Source organism: Pedobacter frigiditerrae (assembly GCF_032678705.1).
GTDB classification, from domain to species: domain Bacteria; phylum Bacteroidota; class Bacteroidia; order Sphingobacteriales; family Sphingobacteriaceae; genus Pedobacter; species Pedobacter frigiditerrae_A.
The window spans coordinates 1,771,026-1,793,050 of the sequence record NZ_JAVTSS010000001.1; the positions used below are offsets into that span (position 1 = coordinate 1,771,026).

The following is a 22,025-nucleotide window of genomic DNA, read 5'->3' on the forward strand; positions in this document are numbered from 1 at the left end:
TTGAAATTATTGAATGAGAGATTGATTGAATGAGTGAATATTTATGACGATTAATAATTCACTCATTCAAAATTCAATCATTCTATCATTAGCATTATATCTTTTGTTCTTACTTCTGGCATAACCTTTAAGCTTTCTACTTTCCCATTTTTTAAAGTTCCTTCAACTGTGGTTTGGTATGGTGCATGCAATTTAAAATGTACATCCCAAGTTTTTGGCCAAGCAGGAAAAAGCATAATCTTTGCTCCATCGCATTGCATTAACATTTCTTGCAAGCCAATCATTCCAGAACCGCCCCAATTATGGTCTGGTGTCCAATCATATCCTGGTCCCCAAAAAGCTGGAAACCTTCTTCCTGAGTCTTTTAATTTCAAAATTGTTAATCGAGCTGCTTCTTCTGTTAAACCTAGTTTAGCCGCAAAAATATTATCTTGTTTCCAACCTATGTGACTTCTGAATTTCAAAACATCAGTATCTAATTGGTAAGTGTTTATTGCGGTATCTAATCCAGGTTTACCAACCCCATAAATCCCCCATGGAAAAACAGGATACAACTGTGGACTTTCCGCATTGTTAATTCGCTCCCAAAGCTTTGCAGGAGAAATAGTTGGTTTTCCATTAAACTCTCTAAAACTAATTGGCGGAATGGTATTTAGCATCGCTTTCCAATTCTGCTTTTGTTCTTCAGAAGCTGATTTTAATTCTATTAATCGCTGTAAAACAGTTTTTAATCCAGCTATTGTTGAGGTGGCGTTGTAAGCCATTTTATACGTTTCTGCAGCAGAACCTGGATATAAAACCAAGTACCCGTTTGCATCTAATGCCTTCGCTCCTCTTTGTTTAGCTAAATAAGTGTAATGCTCTTTGAAAAAAGTAAGGCTACTTTCTATCAAGGGCATATATTTTTGAATATTCTCCCCATTATAACGTTCGGTTTCCAAAATCATCATACAAAACTCTAACACAGTATCCCATTCATACTCCAACCAAGCATTGTATTCCATTCCCTTGTTAAAATCTGCTGGGCGTTTCCATCCATATTCTGTGGGATTTGGCAGACCGAAGTTCTCTATTTGCTCTGTAAAACTTCCTCCTTTATGGCCCCAAGCTGCTTCTGTTCTAATTTCTGCATTTTTAAGGATGTTTAAATAGAAATCAAATTGAGGTTTCATCATTTCAAAATCGCCGCTTTTTAACATTGGCCAATACACCAAACGTTGATTTTGTGCGGTATGCGCTCCTCCACCCCAATTTCTAAAATCAGGTGTGAATTTAAATGAGGTATCGGTTAGTATTGGGTCATAAGTAAAAAGCCCACCATTAAATTTTGTAGGCCAATTACCTTTGGCATTTGCACCCAACATATACCTAAACAATTGGTAATTTTTGCCAACCTGATTGGCTAAAGTATCTGATGAATTGATGTAGATGAAACTTTTGTTCCAGTAATTGTTCCACCAAGTTTTAGTTGTCTGTTGCGCTTTTAGATAATTTGCAGTTGATTTATACTTTAAATCATCCAAGTTTGAGTTCCATTCGTCAATTGAGTTGTTTGATATGTTTAAAGCAATTAAAACCAAATGAGATTTTGCAGGTTTTGCGCTTTTTAACTTCCAAGCTTGAAATGGAGTTCCCAAATAATTGCCATCATACATTCCTGATGTGATCATATTTTTTCCGCTCATCGAACCACCAAAAATTAATCCTTTCAATGGATTAAACATAGTGGATTTATAACTTTCTAAACCTTGCTGTTTTACAGTGACATCAAACACAGTTTGATTTGTGTTTTGATGATAAAAATGAATTTCATTTCCTTTAAAAGCAATTTTATCTTTTAGTGTTTTTACATCACCTTGTGGCGCCCACTTGTAAGAATTTTGTTGATTTTCTCTTCCTTTTGTTAATTTATCATAAAAACGCCAGCTCTCGTAACTAGCTTCAGCAATTATATTTTTATTTGCTTTAACTTCAAGATTTACAATAGGTTTAAAAACATCTACCCAAACATTTACTTGAGCATTTAAATCATCCTTTACCCCAGTAATTTGAACATATCCATCTTTTAAAATCAATTCTTGTTTAAAGGTTTTTCCTTCAAAAGGATTTGGACTTAATTTCAGTTTTACTCTGCCTAATTTTAGTAATGTATTATTTTCGTCGAAGGTTCCGCTTCGCGATAGATAAAGATAAACTGCTCCATTTTCAACCCAAACGTTTACCCCTATATCCCCACCTCCAACAGGCATAGATTCTGATGAGTTTTTACTTTGACTAGTCCAGATTACGTTTTGTTGTTGTGCTTGTGTTTGAGTTATGAACCACAGAGAAATGAAGAGCACAGAGAGCGTTTTTAACCGCAAAGAAGCAAAGGACGCAAAGAAAGATTTTAGTACCTGAGTTATAAACCATATAAGGCATTTAAGGGAATATAAGATTTTATATCCCAAAACATATCTTCTTCGTGTCTTTGTGGTAAATACCTTCATTTTTAATAATCCCAACTATCAGTTCTAAATGATGAAACTGGCAAACCATCATTACCAAACAAATCTCCAATTAAGAAGTCCTTAAAAGCATACCGAACAGCAACTGGAGCCTTAACTTCTGATGATGTGACTGTAACACTACTTCCTGTGATTTTAGCTGTAGCAGGGTAAAACTTCTTGTCTTCTCCTGCTATTTCAAATAAAGTTAAATCTTTTCCAAATGAAGTTAATCCGTTTGGAACATTCTTGAAGTTAATTACGGCTTTATCTTTATCAATGGTTATAGATTGATAATCTGGACTTGCAAAACCAAATCCTTTTACACCATAAGTTTGCGCTAAAGCTTGATAAGCAAGGCGTGAACCAACATCTTTTTTGTTTGCAGGATGAATTGTGTTAGCATCTCCGATATCCATTAAAACTGCCATTCCGCTATTTGGAATTTTGGTTAAGGATTTTCGCTGTGCGTCTCTTAAAAAAGCTGAATTTGATTTTGGGTTATTAACAATCGGCTTATATTTATTTGGAGCTATTTGTGCATAATAAAAGGGAAATTCGCCCATTCCCCAAGCTTTTCTCCAATTGCTTACCATTGCTGGGAATAAATCTTCATACCTATCTGGCTTATCTACATTAGACTCCCCTTGATACCAGATTGCGCCTTTAATGCCATAACCAATTACTGGATGCAACATACCATTGTACAAAGTAGTTGGTGTTCTGCTCACCTCTTTAATAGTGTCTGTTGGTAATGGGATTTTAACTTCTGGAAAAGCTTTCAAATCATCTGACGACATCCAAGCTTCTATAGTTGAACCGCCGTAACTATCGCCTATAAGACCTACTGGCACGTCCAACATCTCACTCAATAGCGAACCAAAATAATAGGCAGTGGCACTGAAGTTCGAAACCGCTTCTGGTCCTGCAACTTTCCAATCTGATGGTTTACTATTTTCTTGTCTGGTTGTAAGTGATGAACGCGGTACGGTATAAATTCTGATGTTAGGATTCTTAGATTTTAGAATGGTTTCATTAGAACCTAAAATGGGCTGATTTTTAAAGCCTTTCAATGGCATTTCCATATTAGATTGCCCACCACAAAACCAAACCTCTCCTATTAAAATATCTTTCAAAACCAGTAATTCGCCATCATTAAGACTGATTTCAAATGGTCCGCCAGCTTTAGGAGTTGATACTTTGATTTTAAATTTTCCTGTGGCATCAGCCGATGCCGTATAGAGTTTTTTATTCCACGATGTGGTAATTTTAACAGTTGATGATGGTTTTGCCCATCCCCAAATGGCAACATTACTTTGTTGCTGTAAAACCATATGGTCGGTAAAAATTGATGCAGGTTTAACTGTAGCAAACGCCGTTGATGACAATGCCAATAACCCAACAATTACAAATGAATTAAGAATTTTTTTGTTCATTTTCTTCCTCTTTTAATGCTTGTTTTCTCCAATAGTTAGCTAAGATAGACCCTGAAATATTCATCCAAGGACTAAAAACCGCAGCCGCTAAACCAACTGTACCCAATTTACCCATTGAACCCGCTAGTCCAGATGCCATACCTCCATTTTGTAAACCTACCTCAAAAGCCACTGTTCTTGAGGATTTTTTGTCCAACCCAAATACTCTACTTAATATATAGCCAAACAAATAACCAGCTCCGTTATGAATAACTGATGCTAAAAATAATAAAAACCCAACTTTCATTAAATTTTCTCTGCCTGCCGCTGTTGTAACCGTTGTAAAATACACAATACCAAACATAGAAATATAAGGCATTATATCATCAAGGTTTTTTATTTTTAAGGTAATGAGGTGATAAATCACACCAACTAAAAATGCGCCTGTGAAGAAACTAAAAATTTCTACAGATGCCATCGCCTCTTGATTGACAAATGTTTGCTCCAAAGTAGCCCATAAGCCAAAATACAACGCCCCTAGCCAAATAACACAAGCAATAGAAATTATTTTAATTGTGCTAATTCCTTTTGGGGTGGCCCTTTTCAAATAATCGTGAACTAGAGCAGCACCAATTGGCACAATTACAATTTTGATGATTTCCAACATCATGTTAAAAAACTTAATTTCTATTAAAGTCCCTGCTAATAACTTCATCAATAAGGGAGTCATAAATGGCGCTATCAGCGTTGCTATTGCTGTTACTGCTACAGATAATACCAAATTTGCTCTGGCGATATAAACCATCACATTGGAGGCCAATCCGCTAGAACAAGAACCTATCAAAATGATGCCAGCAGCTATTTCCGTTTCGAAATGAAAAACCTTTACGAGCAATAAACCCATTAAAGGCATAATAGAAAAGTGGCATAACAAGCCAATAATCACACCTTTTCCACTACTGGCTAAACCTGCAAAATCCTTTAATCCCATTTGTATGCCCATACCAAACATTACGAACTGGACAACAACTAGAATTAGCCATTTATTTCTTAAATCGAAACTGCCCCATTTTAAAAATGCAATTGGATAAATCATTCCTGCAACAACTGCCGTTATTATCCACGCTGTGTACTGGTAATTTTTTAAACTTTCCAGCGCTCCAATTCCAATGGCTAAACTTACAGCCAATGTTACAGCTGCAGGTTGCCAAATATGGAGGTTGCCTGTAAACCCACCAATCACTAATGCGATGCCAGCAAGTATACTAATTAACAAACAAAGCCTTCTGAATTGATACATCATCAGCTATTTAAAAGTTGCGCAATGTGCTGTATGGCCAATGTCGGACTAGCCAAAATTGGGACTTTCTTTTGTGATTCTTGTAAGGTATCAACCACTCTAGACATTGATGCCTGTGCCAACACAATTACATCTACTTGAGCAGAGAGTTCGATCAATGCTTTGGCTACCATTTCATCGTGTATTTCTGGATTACCACCCATCAATGCTTCAAAAGCACCTTCGCATAACTTAGAAGTTAATTCTATTTCTTTCCCAGCAATTGCAGCTCTGCGTTTTACTAAATCACTCGTCGGCCCTAAAGTGGTTGGTAAAGTAGCAATCACTCCTATTCTTTTTCCAGTTTTTACAGCTAAATCTGCCATTGGCTGGTCAACACGTAAAACAGGAACGGTCGTTAGTTCTGCCGATGCCTCTACTGCTGCACCAATTGATGAACAGGTTACCAAAATGATATCAGCGCCAGCTAATTCTGCCGAACCTACATAATCTACTACTCTTCTAGCTGTTAGTTTTGTAAGCTCATTTCTAGTGATTACATCTTTAATTAGACTATCATCAACAATGTTGAATACGTTTACATCTGGCAAATATTCACTACACAATTTTTGAAAAACTGGAACTAATGTAGCTGAGGTATGGACAAGTCCAAGTGTTTTTTTCATAACGGTTATATTTGGTTTGAATCTATATCTTTTGCGGCCATAAGGAAGAAATCTTCTTTCCCAACTTGTCCGCCTTTAAATGCGATTTGTAAATGATTAATTGCAGTATTTGATGCATAAGCTTTACACAATGGTGCTCCTGGTGAAAGTGGAGCTATCATTTCTACCGCTTCTATTCCCATTGCTCTTGCAGCATAGCTGGATGTATCTCCACCAGCAACAATAATTCTTTTTAAGGAAGTTTTTTCAGCAACCAATGTTGCGATTTGTCCTAACAAAGTTCCATAAAGTTTAGCTGTAGTTGATTTGTGTAAACCTTTATTTATAAATAATTTATCTGTTTCTAAAACACGTTTATCATCGGTTCCTAAACTGGTATGGATGATGATGTTTTTACCTTTATTAAACAGCTCGACAACTCTGGATGCATAGGTTTCTGCAACCTGTTTTAGCACATCCATATTCTCAGATAAATCTGATGAGACAACAAGATTAGCTAAAGAAACTGTATCAATTGCCACTTCTGCAAATCCTTTATGTAAAGCAAAGCTGATTTGCGTTGAGGTAACTGCAGAACAACTTCCGGAAGCAATTAGAATGGGACCATCAACTTTGACTATCTCCCATTTTTGTTCTGATTTTAACAATCCACTTTGTTGCCAATAAGCACCCAATGCCATTTCTATGCCCGATGAACCAGCAGAAAAAAGTATCTTTTCTTGACTAGTTTGTGCCTCAATTATTTCTCCAATTGAAGCTAAATCCTGTTCTTCTAATGCATCGAAAAGGACAATATCATTTGTAAATTCTAAATCTTTTGGCGCTTCTTGATATTGATGTAAATCTAAAATATTGAATAGGCCAATGCTTTTATCCGTTTGTTTCGCTAAATGCATCCTGATATCACTTTCATCAGCTGGTGTTACAGGATGTTTGCTCATCGATGGGTGTCTATCCAAGCGGTAAATAGCGCCTGCACTTCCAATTCCCATTCTTGCGAACAGGTTGCCGAACAGCATATACCTACCTAAAACTGGTGCTGCTACCAATACAGGAACGAACTTAGATTTGAAAACAGCAGCACCAATTTCTATGGCTTTGCCGATACTTCCAATCGTTGGTGATGAATCAAAAGTTGAGCAAACTTTATAGTGAACGTGTTTGGGATTAAGTTTGGCTAAATCAGCAAATGCTGGAGTTAGTATATCTTCCATTTCTATTGGAGACATCGTTCTGCTCATTCCTGCCACACCAATTGCTTGTAAATCTGGATAGTTTTTAAGCTGAGCTAGTGTTGGTGCTTCAATAAATAACATTGTTTTAATTCCTGCTCTGCTCAAAAATTCTAAGGCATCAGTTGAGCCCGTAAAATCATCTCCGTAGTAAGCAATTAACAATCTATTTGTTGAGTTCTCCATTATTTTTTACCGAATAACCTTACTGAACTATTAAATTCTGGATGTTTAGCTGCGATTTGCTCAATAGACAAACCCTCAACCGCACCTTGCCAAGCTTGTTGCAATGCCAAAACACCACCAGTTGTCCCGTCTGGATGAGCCATAATTCCGCCTCCAGCCATGTACAATAGGTCAACTGTTTTCGTTCTACGATAAGTCTCAGGCGCTTGTCCGCCCCATTGCCCAGAAGAAACCACAGGCAAAACTGAACCACCTAAAAATGGTTTCAAACAAGCTTCAATTGAAGTCACTACTGAATCATCAGACTCCCAAAACTTATTCTGAATGCCATTCACGTGAATTTGGTCAACACCTGATAAACGCCACAATTTCTGATAAGCAGGAAACTCAATCCCTAACAGAGGATGACGATTTAACATTCCCCAACCATTTCTATGTCCGTGAATGGCCAATTGTCCATTGTCACAAATCTTCTTGACTCCTGCCAAGCCAACACTATTTAAGCTAATCATTGCCGATGTTCCTCCTGCATTTACAACTTTCTCATAGTTCCGCTGCATTTGGTCCATTTCATCGCTGATATTAAAAGCGTACATTACTTTTTTACCAGTTTTATCAGCTTGTGCATTAATTACATCCATAATTGTATCAACCCTTTTTGCAAAAGGAGAATTTGCTGATGAGCCTAACAATTCATCATCTTTGATAAAATCGATGCCAGCTTCTGCTAATGTTTTAACCAAAGTTGCAGTTTGCTCAGGAGACATTCCGATGCTTGGTTTAATGATGGTGCCAATTAATGGTCTCTCGTAAACATTCGTTAATTTCCTACATCCTTCAATTCCGAATCTCGGACCTTTATAAGCATTTGCAAAAGATGCAGGAAACTCAATATCCATCAGCTTTAAGCCGGTAAATTGAGTTAATTCGTATAAATTACCTTGTAAGGTAGAAACCAAAACTGGTAAGTTGTAACCAAAATTTTCTATCGACCAGGAAACTTTAACCATTGCTCTTTGGTAAGTGCCAGGTTTCAATTTTACGCTTGGAATTGATGGTTCACTAGAAGAATCTAATCTTTCAATAAACTCAACTCTAGCGGCAAAGCGTTGTTTCAGCTCTTCAGTTTCACCAGGAACGGCTATAAAAGTGCCTGATGATTGCTCACCAGCCAAAACTTGCGCAGCTTTTTCTATATCAAGCGGTGTTTCTATGTAATATGTAGCGGTAATTCTTTCCATTTTTTATCTGCTTAACGGCAACCAAACCGACATTTCTGAGTGACCTCTATTGCCCCAAGCAAAATATGGAACAAGTTTTATTGGAGTGGTTTCATTAGTTTTTGAAATTGGATGATAAAGTGTATTTGTCCAATCTGTTTTTGCTCTCAATTTTGCAAACCCTTCCAAGCTCATCATTTGTGCGCCATCAATAGTAATTGGCATTGCTTTTAACATTATTGAAGAAGGGATAACAGCGTTGAAGATATTTTTTCCTTGGAAATCATTAGATTCTAGACAGTAAACAACTGGCCCCCTTTTAACAGCTACTTGATTTCTATTTTCTTCAACCAATGGATTTGATTCGATTAATTGAGCTTCCATTGGTAAAATCAATTCAACTACATCGCCAACTTTCCAGGTTCTATTTACTTCTGCATAGGTTCCAGATTTTGCTACGATATTTGAAGGTTTTCCATTGATGTTGATTTTCGCATTGCTCGTCCATCCTGGTATGCGGAAAAACATCGAATAAGCTTTACCAGCAGTTTCATTAACCGAAACCTTAATATTTCCATCCCAAGGATAATTGGTTACTTCAGAAAGGCTAATTTTAGCGCCATCTGCCAGTTTAGTATTTACTTTGTTGCCACCATACAGGTTAAACCAAATTCCTTTATCGGATACGCTGTAAGCATAAGCACTTACTTCGGCAATTGTACGCACCACATTTGGCGGACAACAATTGGATAAAGAAATGTAGGGAACCCTATCTTTAGACCAGCGCTGTTTAAAAGGTAAATTATCGCTTTGCGCTAGCGGATTGGTGTATAAAAAGTTTTTGCCATTTAGGCTGATGCCCGATAAAACACTGTTATGCAAAGCTAATTCCATTACATCAGCATATTTTGCATCGCCTGTTAATTGCAACATTCTCCAATTCCAAAGTACATTACCAATGTTGGCGCAGGTTTCATTATGAGCCGTAAAGTTTGGTAATTGATAATCTCTACCAAATGCCTGATGTATTTTTTGTACGTCATTAGGGTTATAAGAAGTTCCATCTGGCGAAGTTCCGTCATATAAAGAACCTAATCCACCAGTTACATACATTTTGTGGCTATTTACATCATTCCACATCAAGTTTAAAGATTTCATTAAACTATCGTTTCCAGTTTCTGAATATAAATCGGCTACGCCAGCATATAAATAACTTGCCCTAACAGCGTGACCAGTGGCTTTTTTCTGTTGAAGAAATGGAATTCTATCTTGATTATCGTCAGTTCCATCATCAATTTTACCTTTAATGGCGATGAGATGTTTGGCCAGTTCTAAATATCTTGGCTCTTTCGTAGTGCGATACATTTCTATTACACCCATATAATGAGAAGGACAAATTGCATTTCGAGCCAATGTTGGGGATGCTGTTTTATAGAAATTGTACAGATATTCTGTTGCTTTTTTAGCTACGTTTAAAAGAGATGTTTTCCCCGTAGCACGGTAATGCACACAAGCAGCTGTCATTAAATGCCCAATATTATAGGCTTCGAAACTTAACCTATCTTGAAACTGGTTTTTTGAGCCTGTTTTGCGTTGTTCAATCATTGCTTTGGTGTAGATATAACCATCTTCACGTTGTGATTTAGCAATAACCGCAATGGCTTTATCCATCATTTCATTCAATTTCGGATTACCAGTTGAAGCGTACAAACTTGCCATTGCTTCTAAGGTTTTGTAATAATCGCCATCATGGAAAGAGGGTCCTTTATGGCTTCCAGTATCTAATCCGGCAGCAATTTCAAAGTTTTTAAAAGCGTGGCTGGTTTTAGGGTCGTTATAAATTGCCCACATATTTGGCACCATAGTTTCAGTTGCCACCTTAAAACGGTCTGCCCAGAAACCCTTTGTCCAAGTTACATCCTTCATATCTAAACTTTTCAATTTAGCGTAAGGACTATTGGTATTGTAGGTTATGGCGTTTTGTTGGGCGTTGGAGGTTATCGCTAGAGAGAGTAATATTATTAGTCCGAAAGTCGGAAAGACCGAAAGTCGGGAAGTTGAATAACAAATCTTTGTGTTCTTTGTGCCTTTGCGGTTAAAAGAAAGAAGTCGGAAAGTCGGAAAGACAGAAAGTCCGTAGTTTCTATAAAGTTTTTTCATCATTATTTCTCTTCAATTTTAAGGGTAACTGGCCCAAATAAACCAGCGGGATTTAATGGTTTTCCACCTAAACGAAAAGGTGCAGTAGTATTTGTAATTCGTTTATCAACAAGCAAATGACTATCTCCAATTAAACGATTAGCCCAAGTATTTGTTATTTGTATTTCGATTTGGTTTTCGCCTTGTTTTAAAGCCTTGCTTACTTCTAATTCAAATGGTGCAGTCCATAAAGTACCACAATCAATTCCGTTTATTTTTACTTCAGCGATGCTGGAGAAAGCACCTAAATCTATCCAAACTTTATTGGTTGTTTTAGCTTCAAAGTTGAATGTTTTGGTATAAGTTGCTCTACCAGAATAATATTTGATGGTGCTATCTGCATTTAATGTCCAGTCGGTTAAAGTTTTAAATTCAACAGGTGTTGATGGACCACCATAAGATGGATTGAATTTGACTTGCCAGTTTGTAGAAAGATTTTGGATGGGTTTAAAGATTTTCCAATTATTTCCAGTATTATATGAAGTATCAGCTGTTGGCTTTTCAAAAAATACGAACAGAGATTGATTAGGAACCAAATTCATTCTAAATCTTGTACCTTCACCAAAAGAGTACCATTCTTTTACTTCAGTATTCTGATTACTAACTGCATCAAAAACAACAGGAATTTTATCTTTAATTCGGAAAGTAAAATCAACTGCTCTTCCTTCTGTTAGTTGATTAGATATAAAATAAATATCTTTATCTATGGCTTTCCGGTGAGTATAAGCAATGTTTTTAACAAAAGTTATCATTTCTGAAGTACAGCCCTCAGTTACCGACAAATCCGGTTCTATTCCAATATCAATAAAACTTGACCTTTTAAAAGGTGCTAGAATTACTCTCCCAGAGCCGATTACTTTTTCTAAAGTTGAGTTATAATTATCTTTAAAATCCTTCTTAATTTCAATAAACTTTCCTCCCCAAATTTGATTAACTAAACCATTAAACTCAACATCGCTAACTTTCTTTAATCCAATTTGATATAATGGTTTTTCTCCAACTATAATCTTTGCACCTGCCTTTACCAACTCTACCAATTTCTTTACCACTTCATAGCTCATATATTGGTAATTTGGGTTCATTTTCATATCACCTGGAATAACCAAAACCTTATAAGATGCACCACTAGCAAATACAACTTCCCCATTCTTTACGGTTGCTGTGCTTAAAACATCAGGATTAAAACTATCATAAGCATAACCCCTCAATGGGTTTACCCAATTCTCTGGGTCGGCCATATTAGCCGAATGAGAAACGCCAGCTGGAATTGACCTTAAAGGCTCACCAAAGTTTGCTAAACGTTTCTTTTCAGCTTCAACTACATCGGCTCCAAAAAGACCTGGCAAAGTAGAAACTAATCTATCTGGCAATACTGAGCGACGAGGCAGTTCTTCTCCTGTAAACACAACAATATCAACTACAGGTTTACCTTGTTGTAATAAATTTTGTGTTCTTGTAGCATAATCAACCCAAGCTTTACTAGCATTCCACCAAGTCTGGTCACGTTGAAAATACAGACCAACACCATCTAAAGTCATTCCTGGCTTTCTATCCATCCAGGGATTATGCGTAAAAACGTGATAAACCAATTTATTTATTCCTAAGGCATAATTTCGGTCTTGCAAGGTTTTCATATTCATCGGACTTTCATTCCAGTCCATTCTTACCGTGGTAAAAGCTTCAGCTTGAATAATGTTCTTGCCATAGATATGAGCACCAGAAATAGCATCTAACATATCATTTGGTTTATCGTGAGTTGGACTGTTCAACCAAAATTCGCCCATTGGCACATCTACGGTTTTGTAATGTAATAAACCATCACTCATCATTGTTGGCGCAATACTTTCTGCGGTAAATGTTACACCTTTTTCTTTAGCTAAAGCTGCAAGGGTTTTGTAAAACTGGTCGACAACCAATTCAGAAATGGTCTTTCTCACATCATATAAAAAGCTTTCAGAAACTGAAGCACTTTGCACAGGTAAACCAGTCATAACAGGAAGATAAGGCGTTAAATCATATCCTCTGCGCTTTAAAAACTCAGCCTTAAAATTACTTGACCAATTCTGGCTACCGCATTCCCAGCTATCAACATGGAACATGCTTAAAACTTTAGAAGCTATTTCTGGTCCACCACGTTTTAAAGCCTCTCCATACCATTTGTTAAACTGTAATTTTACTGCTGTCGGATTAAATTTATCAACCTCTAATCCTATTGCAGCACCACCAGTTGCATTTGTTTGCCCTGTTGAGGTATGCCCAATTCTTAAGATTGTCCAATTACCTGCAGGCACTTTCCAATCTAAACTGCCATCAGCTTTTAACTTTGCAGTTAGGTTAATCATTTTATTTAATGGCACACATAAATTATTTGGCAATTGCTCGTTTGTTGTTCTTCTAATGATGCGCCAAATTGAGCCATTTTTACCTTCAAACTGATTAATTTGAGCTTCTGCAAATAATTCTAGGTTTACCAATTTTAAAGAAGGTTTCCATTTTGCAGCATCTAAATCTTCTGAGCCAGGTTCAGAACCAGTTTTATCATACACAAAACGGAAAATTTTAGCTGTAGTTGGCACGATGGAATGCGTTACATCCTCATCAGTATCTTGCCAACCATGTCTTGGTGGTTCTAGTCTCCCAATTGAACGGAAGGTTTTACCATCATTACTTACTTCAATTTTTAATCGCTGTGCTTGGTAATTGTTACCGCTTACCTTAATCTTAACTGTGCGACAAGTGAAAGGCTTTTCGAATTCATACTGAATATAAAGTGGTTCGCTTGAACCAAAGTTTTGTTTATTACCTTGCTTAACTAATCCACTTGCATCCGCACCATTACTAGCTGTAATTTTCGGAATAATTGTTCGTGTAGATTGGTTTGTTCCTATCGGTGAAGGATAAGCATAAACAGCGATATCTTTATAATAACCTTCCTTTGTTTCTGGTTGAGGTAATTTAATTTTAGTATCTGATGCATTGACAGTTATCTTCGATGAAACTACCTTTTGCATAGATAGTTCTGGCGTAATCCAAGGTCCGCCAGCAAGGGCAAAACCATCGCTTACGTGCATGCCTAATTTCAAATCCAAGCGTTTGGCTTCATCCATGGCAAACTTTACCATCTCCCACCATTCGGGCGTTAATTGCTCTACTGGTTTTTCATATAATGAAGGAGTTGATGATTTCCCACCTTTGATAGTCATGAGGTAAGCACCGCCAATTCCGTTGGTTTTCATTGCTTCTAAATCGGCTGTAATTTCTTTTTTAGAAATACCTGATTGTACCCAATACCAAAAAACCCAAGGTTTAGCATTATCATTCTGCTGTGCATTAAGCTTAAAGCTAAAGACGCAAAGCAGAAGGAATAAGAAAATTTTGCTAAACGTTGGTTTCATTTTTTATTTAAATATATCGTCATTGCGAGAGCCTGCTCCGATACTTCGGAGGTCGATTTTTCATCGCCCGAAGCAATCTTTCTTGCTGGATAGATTGCTTCGTCGTTCCTCCTTGCAATGACGAAGTTGTACTATTTATGAGCGATTTTATAACCTTTTAATCCGAAATAAAGAATAACTAAAAAGCAAACTAATGGAATACTGTAACCAATTTGGATGTTATCATTATTCATATCTATTAAAGTTGCCATTCCTAGGGGAATAATAGCACCACCAACAATTGACATGATTAACCAAGATGACCCTGGTTTTGTATCATCTCCAATGCCTTCAATACCTAAACCAAAAATAGTTGGAAACATAATAGACATAAAGAAACCCAAACCTCCCAGGGCATAAACAACATATTGACCTTGACCAAGAATTGCAATTAAGCAAAGCACAACAGAAACAACAGCATAAATTGAAAGTAGCTTTTGTGAAGCAATAAACCTTAATAAAGCAGTTCCTGCAAATCTGCCAACCATAAATAAAGTTCCATAGACAGCATAATAATAACCTGCTGTTTTTTCATCTAAGCCCCCCCCTTGTTGTGCCATTCTAACAAAAAAGCTAGTTACACATACTTGAGCACCTACATAAAAAAACTGTGCAATAACTGCTGACCTTAAATGCTTATGTCTTAGTGAACCAATAAAGCTACCCTTTGCTTCTCCATCAATACTTTTTGTCTTTATTTCTGGAAAATTGATAAAACAAAAAATTAACGCAATAACTACTAAAACACTACCTAATACAATATATGGCATTTTCACAGACGACGCTTCCTCCATAAAATAAGAGTTTCGATTAAGCTCCGTCATTGCAGCTAACTCCACTTTGGAGTAACTTTTTCCTGATAAGATAAAAGTGGCACCTACATAGCCTGCGACAGGTGCAGCCAAACCATTAAATGAAGCCGCCAAATTCAATCTCCAAGTGGATTTAGCTGGTTCTCCAAGAACAGCAGCATATGGATTTGCTGTTGTTTCTAAAATAGTTAAGCCACAACCAATGATAAATAAAGCTATTAAGAATGTTATATATGAAAGAGAGTTAGCAGCGGGTACAAATAAAAATGCTCCTGTAGCAAATACTAATATTCCTGCAATCATACTCGTTTTGTAGCCGAATCTTTTTAAAATCATCCCGGCAGGAATTGCCATCAAGAAATAAGCTAAAAAAACAGACGTATCTATCAAGGTAGATTGTCTGTTATTTAAATCACAGGCTTTTTTTAAGTGAGGTATTAGAAATGAATCTAAGTTATGTGCCATTCCCCAGAGGAAAAACAGGCTGATAACAAGGATAAAGGGCAATAAATACTTTTTGCCAGATGAGTTTTCATCAGCAGTAATTAGTTCAGGTTGATTGGTGTGGTTCATATTTTGGTTTTTTGTTTAGTTCAATGGTGTCATTGGTTCAATAGTTCATTAGTGTCATTTGTTCATTAATATGCGTACTGCCCAATGAACTGATGAACAAATGAACTACTTCTTTTTCACAACTAAAAGATGGTCGCATACTAAAACGATTTCTCCGCGTTGGTTGATGATTTCTACGTGTTCGGTTACTGTTCCGTATTCTGGTTTTTTAGCTTCTGCTTTTTCTGAAATGGTCACTTCCGAATGAATGGTATCGCCAATAAAAACAGGTTTAACAAAACGTAATTTATCGTAACCTTTAGACATGGCTTCAGGGTTTATTTCTGATGCTGTTAATCCAATTCCGATGCTAAAAATCATTGTACCGTGAGCAATACGCTGCTTGAACGGTTGTGTTGCACACCATTCTGCATCCATATGATGAGGAAAAAAATCACCTGTGTGACCAGCATGAACCACAAAATCAGTTTCTGTAATGGTGCGACCCAAGGTTACACGTTTCTCGTTTAACTGGTAATCTTCAAAAAATGTTGATTTGAAATACATAATTTTTTATTTAGTGTCGTCATTGTGAGGGCTTGCTCCGATACTTCTGAAAGTGTGGTGGGTTTTGTATTTTATTTACCCAGCGCTCTTAGCAGATTGCTTCGTCGTACCTCCTCGCAATGACGCTCAATTTATTATTTTAATTGTTCACTCACTTTTACCCCACCATTATCGCTTGAAATATAAGCACTTTCTACAACCGCCATTGTATTAATTACATCTTCTACACTAGTATTTAATACTTTATCTGAGCCTTCATTATACCTCATTAAGTTAGACATCGTACCAATAAATGCTTCTGGAAACCAAGATCCCTCTAATTTAACCGTTTGCCATTCGGGCGATTTACCTTCTTCTACAATACAATATTCAAAAACATCAGGCACTCCGTGAGGATAATCCATCAGCAAACCTATTTTAGCCACAATTGCGCCTTTTGTTCCCTCCCATTTGATATAACTTTCTTGATGTTTAGCACCAAAATCGTGGTCGTGGTTAGTGTTTATTACCGCGTGTAAAATATCTCCATAATCAAATAAAATCGTACTACGAGATGATGATAAATTCTTAGCAGGATGTTTCAATGTTTTAGCCAATACACTATCAGGATTACCTAAAAATGAGCGAATTAAATCCACATAATGGATACTGTGGTATTGAATTTCTAATCGAGGATGCACAATTACGTGAGGAAAAATTTCCCAAGGCGTTTTAATCGTTACACGAACTTCCATATCATATAACTCTCCAATTAAACCAGCATCTATTAAATATTTTGCTGCACTTACAAATGGCGCATAGCGTAATTGAAAATTAATTGCCGCTTTAAAATCCTTTTCCCTACATAACGCTAAAATCTCTTTTGCCTGATTAAAATCATCGCCCATTGGCTTCTGAATTAAAATAGCACTCCCATCTGGCAACTGCTTTAAAGTCTCCAAATATTGCTCTGGCATGATGGTTAAATCGTAAACCACATTTGCAGGAGCTAATTTTACAGCTTCGGCAACAGAATTATAAACATTTGGGATATTAAACTGAGCCGCTACCTTTTCTGCCCTTGCTTTGGTTCTATTTACAATGCCATGAACTTTAAAACCTGCTATTTGGTAAGCTGGCAAATGCGCATCAGTTACAATTCCTCCTGCACCAATTATGATGATGGGTTGCTCAGTTGTTGGAAGTTCAGGTTTATATTTGATATCGATACTCATTTCTCTAATTCATTAATTTTCTGCTGCGCCAATTCAACCAATATTTCTGTTGGTTCATTTGTGTTAATTGCAGCAAGCACCATTTCATCAATTACTGTTGCAATTTGTGCCCAATTTTTCTTCTGAGGCAACATCTTAGCCACTGTATGTAAAACATCTAGTTTATGATAATATGGAATAATTTTATTAATCTCAGCATCATTCCAACTAGAGATTCTGCAACCAATTCCCCCTTCTAAAGTTAAAAGTTTATCGTTCTCCTGGTTTGTAACAAAACGGAGAAAATCATAAGCAATAGTCTTGTTCTTACTTCCTTTCCCAATGGTATAAAGCCAATAAACATTTAGCGAAGCCGATATTTGGTCGGCAGCAGATGGCAAAACATCTACATAAATTTTGCCTTTTACTTTTGAATTTGCATCCACTTCACACATTGCTGCAAAACCAAACCAGTTAATCATCATTGCTGCCTCACCATTCATAAATGCTAAACCTGCAGCAACAGAATCAAATTCAGCAGAGCCTGGATGAACTTTTGTTTTATCCTTTACAATGTTCCTATAATAGCTCAAACCTTCGATTGATGCTTTTGTATTGATGTTAATCGAACCATTTTTATCGACTAGACTTCCGCCTCTGGTCCATAATTGGAGGCAATAATCGAATACGGTATTGTGTCCATCTGGGTAACAGGCAAAGATACTTCCGTATAAATTATCCGCAGGGCGATTAAAAAACTCGGCAATTTGAGTAAAGTCTTCCCACGTTTGTGGCACTCTTAAATTTTTACCGTATTTGGCTAAATAATCCGCTTGTTCTTTATGGCTTTCGAAAAGGTCTTTTCTATAGATTAAACATTCTGGACCATCGTGAAAAGGTAATCCAACTATTTTTCCATCGAAATTTTGCAGACTTAATAAGGATTTGCTCCATCCATCAGGAAAATTTACTGGCGGATTTTTTTCGATGTTATCATTTAAAACTTCAAAAGCATCGTTTACAAAACCTTCATAAATCCAATCGGTATTGATATGCGCTACATCAAAATCTCCATTAGCTAAACCATTATTAGTTAAAGTGCTTTCGTAGATTTCGTGTAAATCCATCACCACCATGTCCAAAACTAATTTACAGCCAGATTGCAGGCAATATTTATCCCAAAATTTCTGCATTACAGATTCAAATGGAGCAAATTTGCGTACGGCAATTCTAAATGTTTGTTGTGGATTATGCACTAGCGATAGATTTTAAATTAAACTCTTTAATGATTTTTTCATTATCCTGCCCCAACTTAGGTGAACCTTTCGATGAAGTTAATAATTCTCCATCAATACGAACAGGACAACGCGTAGTTTCATATTTATAACCATCAAGCATTTCTACTTCTTGTATCATATCTAAAACCTTAAATCCATCGTGAGCCATTAATTGTTCCCAATTTAATACATCGGCACACCAAATATCTGCAGGTTCTAGTTTAGAAAGCCATTTTTCGGTTGTTCCTGTTAATAAATGTTCGGCTATTATTGCCTTAATTTCATCTCGTTTATCAAATGCTTCTTTGATATCTGTATAGTTTAGCATAGCCCCACATCCTAATAAGTTTCCTAATACAGGAATTGAGCCCATAGCTAAGGCTAAATAACCGTTTGCTGTTTGATAAATACCATAAGGAGCGCCTAGATAAGCATTAGCATTGTTTTTAACTGAACGTTCTGGCAATGCACCACCATCATTCATAAAGGTAGTGATGGTTTCAAATTGGAAATCGAAAGCTGATTCCATCATACTAACTTGCACTAATCCACCTTCATTTGTAATGGCTTTGCGATATAAACAAGCCAAAAGTCCTTGCGCTAAATGAGCTCCAGTTAACATATCTATAATGGATAAACCCATCGCCACTGGGCCACTATCAGCGTTTCCTGTTAGGGAAGTTAACCCTGTAACAGATTGTAGAAGCAAATCCTGACCAGGTTTATTTCTCCAAACACTTTCTTCTTTGCCAAAACCAGAAATTTCGCCAAAAATGATGTTTGGGTTAATTGCTGAAACGGATTGGTAGTCAAAACCCAATCTTTCCATAACACCTGGACGGAAGTTATGAATCATTACATCTGCTTTTTTAAGCAATTCTCTAACCATCTCGCAATCTTCTTCACTTTTTAAATCGACTTCAAAACTCTCTTTATTTCTATTAATGGCGTGAAAAACTGACGATTCGCCATTCATAATTAAATTAGAAGTGTACAAAGTGCGACAAATATCTCCCACACCTAAACGCTCAATTTTTATGACGCGAGCACCCATATCTGCCAAACGCAAACTTGCAGATGGACCAGAAAGGAACTGGCTAAAATCTATAACTAAATAATCTTCAAGCGGCCTCATATCTTAATTTAATTCAAACTCTTCATTAATTCCCACGTTGTGTTGCCCTAAAATCGGTGCTGCTTTAGCCGCATGCAATTTATTTCCATCCAATCTAATTGGGCTTGCTGTTGTTTTTATTTTTCTACCTTCACCTAAATCCAACGTTTGTTGAATTTTTAAGCTTTTGTAAACATCTAAATTCGTAGCTTCTTTATAATTTAAAACTGCTGCACACCAAATCCCATTACTTTCTAATAAGCCAAGCCAATGTTCATTATTCTGAGCGGCAAACGTTTTCCCTAATCTTAAAATCAGTTGGTCGCGGTTTTCAAATGCTGAATTTGCATCTGTATATAAATCAGAAATATCACAATCAATTATTGAGCAAATCAATTTTAAATCGCCCATGGCTAATGCAATATGTCCATTTTTTGTTTTGTACATTCCATAAGGTGCACTTAAATAAGCGTGTGCACTTCCTTTTACAGCGCTACGTTCTGGTAATTTTCCACCATCATTTAAATAGGTGGTTATGACTTCAAATTGAACATCTAAAATTGATTCTAGCAAGCTAACTTCAACCAAAACACTTTTATTTGATTTTGCCCTTTTAATTAATGCTGCCATTAAACCTTGCGCCAAATGGTTGCCGCACATGATATCAGAAACTGATAAACCAAATGGAACTGGTCCGTCTATATCACTGCCAGACAAATAAGTTAAGCCAGAAACTGATTGCACTAACAAATCTTGTCCAGGTTTATTTGCCCAAGGGCCTTCGTTGCCATAACCAGTAACTAGACCATAAATAATTTTAGTGTTAATTTGTTGCACTGCAGCATAATCTAAACCAATTTTCTCCATTACTCCTGGTCTGAAATTGTGAATCATGATATCTGCCTTGCTGATTAATTTTTTCAATCGCACTAAATCTTCGGCATTTTTTAAATCGGCTGCATAGCTTTCTTTATTTCTGTTTATGGTATGAAAAAGCAGGCTATCATCATCTACAAAAAGGTTTTTGATGGATAATTGTCTGCAGGCATCTCCTGTTTTCGGCCTTTCAATCTTGATTACTCTTGCACCTAAATCTGCCAATCTTAAACCAGCAGATGGGCCAGCCAAAAATTGACAAAATTCTAAAACCAAAACTCCTTCTAACGGTCTTCTCATGCTAATGTTAAGGTTTTAGATTCTTGATATAGTTTATTTAAATCTGCTAAAACTTGATATTCATCTCCGCCTTGCATCAAATAATTTCTTACAACATCACCAGCGTGGTCTTGAAAAAACATAGAACCATGGTAACGTGGGCGAAGAAATGCTCTTTCTAAAGCTGGTAAAGTATTCAAATAATAATTCTGGCTTTGTCTATTTACTTCCTTATTTTTCCAAGCAGCTAAATGACCAGGCTGACCGCCACTTTCGAAATATAAACTTGATTGGCAAGCAGGTGAACCAACAAATTTTGCATATTCAACTGCGATTGCTATGTTTTCGCATTTAGACGAAATTGCCAATCCTGTTCCGCCTAATGTACTTCTCAAATTAGTTTTACCATCTAAAGAAATCATATCGTGGAAATGTAAAGGTTTGCGAGCATATCCATTTCTTGAATAATTTGAATAACCATAAGCAAATGGACAATAAGCAATTTCATCACTTTGTGTCATGGCTTCATAAACTTGAATTGGATTTCTATTGAAGTTTCTCACGTCAATTTTTAATGCCAATTGGAGGTACATTTTTAAAGCCTTAACGCCAATTTCCGTAGAAATCACCACATCATCACTTTGACAAGGGTCTTCACCTAAAGAGCAACATAAAGTGTAAAAATTCATTAAAACGTCTATCGGGATAGCTGCAAAAGCAACCAAACCTTTATCTGCCAATATCAATAAATCATCAAAAGATTTTGGTAAGGACAATCCTTTTTCAGCTAAAATATCTGGTCTGCTAGCCGCAACAGGAGTTGCTGCATCTATCGGTAATGCCCATTGATGATTATTAAAATTATAACTTTCATAAGACGCACCAACAGAGTTTATTTCTTGGTCTTTTAAATAATCTGCTGGCAAATACTCATCTAGAGGAATAATTGACTTGGTTTTTGAAGCAAAACCTGCCCAAGGATGGTCGATAACCAACAAATCAAATCGCTCTGCCAATTCTTGAATAGAAAAATCTGCAAATTGCTGTAAACTTCTCTTTTCCCATGTGATTTGCACATCAGGATTTAGCTCAGAAAATCGCTGCGCCGTTGCCACCATCGGCAATAACCCACGACTATGGTTCCAAGTAATTCCTTTTAAAATTATATTCTTACTCATCATTCTCTCTTTTCTTTCCCGCAGATTTAACAGATTACGC

General features: G+C 36.6%; 15 protein-coding genes. All 15 read right to left on the reverse strand.

All coding sequences use genetic code 11. From position 1 onward, the window contains the following. Positions 1-77: 77 nt before the first annotated feature. Positions 78-2,342, reverse strand: a complete 2,265-nt coding sequence (locus R2Q59_RS07055) for a DUF5703 domain-containing protein (RefSeq protein ID WP_316784716.1) — start codon at positions 2,340-2,342, stop codon at positions 78-80. 149 nt (positions 2,343-2,491) lie between these two features. After that, the gene (locus tag R2Q59_RS07060) at positions 2,492-3,922 is read right to left on the reverse strand and encodes a sialate O-acetylesterase (protein ID WP_316784718.1); all 1,431 of its coding nucleotides are present in this window, start codon (positions 3,920-3,922) and stop codon (positions 2,492-2,494) included. After that, positions 3,903-5,204, reverse strand: coding sequence for a bile acid:sodium symporter family protein (locus R2Q59_RS07065; RefSeq protein ID WP_316784720.1), 1,302 nt, complete (start codon positions 5,202-5,204; stop codon positions 3,903-3,905). The genes R2Q59_RS07060 and R2Q59_RS07065 overlap by 20 nt, the downstream gene beginning before the upstream one ends. Next, on the reverse strand, positions 5,204-5,866 hold the full coding sequence (locus R2Q59_RS07070; protein WP_316784722.1) for an aspartate/glutamate racemase family protein: 663 nt from the start codon (positions 5,864-5,866) through the stop codon (positions 5,204-5,206). Before R2Q59_RS07070 ends, R2Q59_RS07065 begins: the two co-directional genes overlap by 1 nt. A 5-nt stretch (positions 5,867-5,871) precedes the next feature. Further along, positions 5,872-7,284, reverse strand: a complete 1,413-nt coding sequence (locus R2Q59_RS07075; protein WP_316784724.1) for a four-carbon acid sugar kinase family protein — start codon at positions 7,282-7,284, stop codon at positions 5,872-5,874. Continuing rightward, the gene (locus R2Q59_RS07080) at positions 7,284-8,525 is read right to left on the reverse strand and encodes a ribulose-bisphosphate carboxylase large subunit family protein (RefSeq protein WP_316784727.1); all 1,242 of its coding nucleotides are present in this window, start codon (positions 8,523-8,525) and stop codon (positions 7,284-7,286) included. Before R2Q59_RS07080 ends, R2Q59_RS07075 begins: the two co-directional genes overlap by 1 nt. Positions 8,526-8,528: 3 nt before the next feature. After that, the gene (locus tag R2Q59_RS07085) at positions 8,529-10,430 is read right to left on the reverse strand and encodes a glycoside hydrolase family 127 protein (RefSeq protein WP_316784729.1); all 1,902 of its coding nucleotides are present in this window, start codon (positions 10,428-10,430) and stop codon (positions 8,529-8,531) included. Between the two features lie 236 nt (positions 10,431-10,666). Continuing rightward, a complete protein-coding gene (locus R2Q59_RS07090) occupies positions 10,667-14,098 on the reverse strand; it encodes a glycosyl hydrolase (protein ID WP_316784731.1) in 3,432 nt (1,143 codons plus the stop codon). A gap of 131 nt (positions 14,099-14,229) precedes the next feature. Further along, entirely contained in the window at positions 14,230-15,522 is a 1,293-nt protein-coding gene (gene fucP, locus R2Q59_RS07095; RefSeq protein ID WP_316784733.1) for an L-fucose:H+ symporter permease, read from the reverse strand. 105 nt (positions 15,523-15,627) lie between these two features. Further along, positions 15,628-16,068 (reverse strand): MaoC/PaaZ C-terminal domain-containing protein, encoded by a 441-nt coding sequence (locus R2Q59_RS07100; RefSeq protein WP_316784735.1) that lies wholly within the window; start codon positions 16,066-16,068, stop codon positions 15,628-15,630. A gap of 134 nt (positions 16,069-16,202) precedes the next feature. Next, on the reverse strand, positions 16,203-17,282 hold the full coding sequence (locus R2Q59_RS07105; protein ID WP_316784737.1) for a Gfo/Idh/MocA family oxidoreductase: 1,080 nt from the start codon (positions 17,280-17,282) through the stop codon (positions 16,203-16,205). Beyond that, positions 17,279-18,517, reverse strand: coding sequence for an extracellular solute-binding protein (locus R2Q59_RS07110; protein WP_316784739.1), 1,239 nt, complete (start codon positions 18,515-18,517; stop codon positions 17,279-17,281). The genes R2Q59_RS07105 and R2Q59_RS07110 overlap by 4 nt, the downstream gene beginning before the upstream one ends. Next, a complete protein-coding gene (locus tag R2Q59_RS07115; RefSeq protein WP_316784741.1) occupies positions 18,510-19,673 on the reverse strand; it encodes a CaiB/BaiF CoA-transferase family protein in 1,164 nt (387 codons plus the stop codon). Before R2Q59_RS07115 ends, R2Q59_RS07110 begins: the two co-directional genes overlap by 8 nt. A gap of 3 nt (positions 19,674-19,676) precedes the next feature. Next, positions 19,677-20,828: a CaiB/BaiF CoA-transferase family protein gene (locus R2Q59_RS07120; RefSeq protein ID WP_316784743.1), complete on the reverse strand. Its 1,152-nt coding sequence runs from the start codon at positions 20,826-20,828 to the stop codon at positions 19,677-19,679. Beyond that, positions 20,825-21,988: an ABC transporter substrate-binding protein gene (locus R2Q59_RS07125; RefSeq protein ID WP_316784745.1), complete on the reverse strand. Its 1,164-nt coding sequence runs from the start codon at positions 21,986-21,988 to the stop codon at positions 20,825-20,827. The genes R2Q59_RS07120 and R2Q59_RS07125 overlap by 4 nt, the downstream gene beginning before the upstream one ends. Positions 21,989-22,025: the final 37 nt, after the last annotated feature.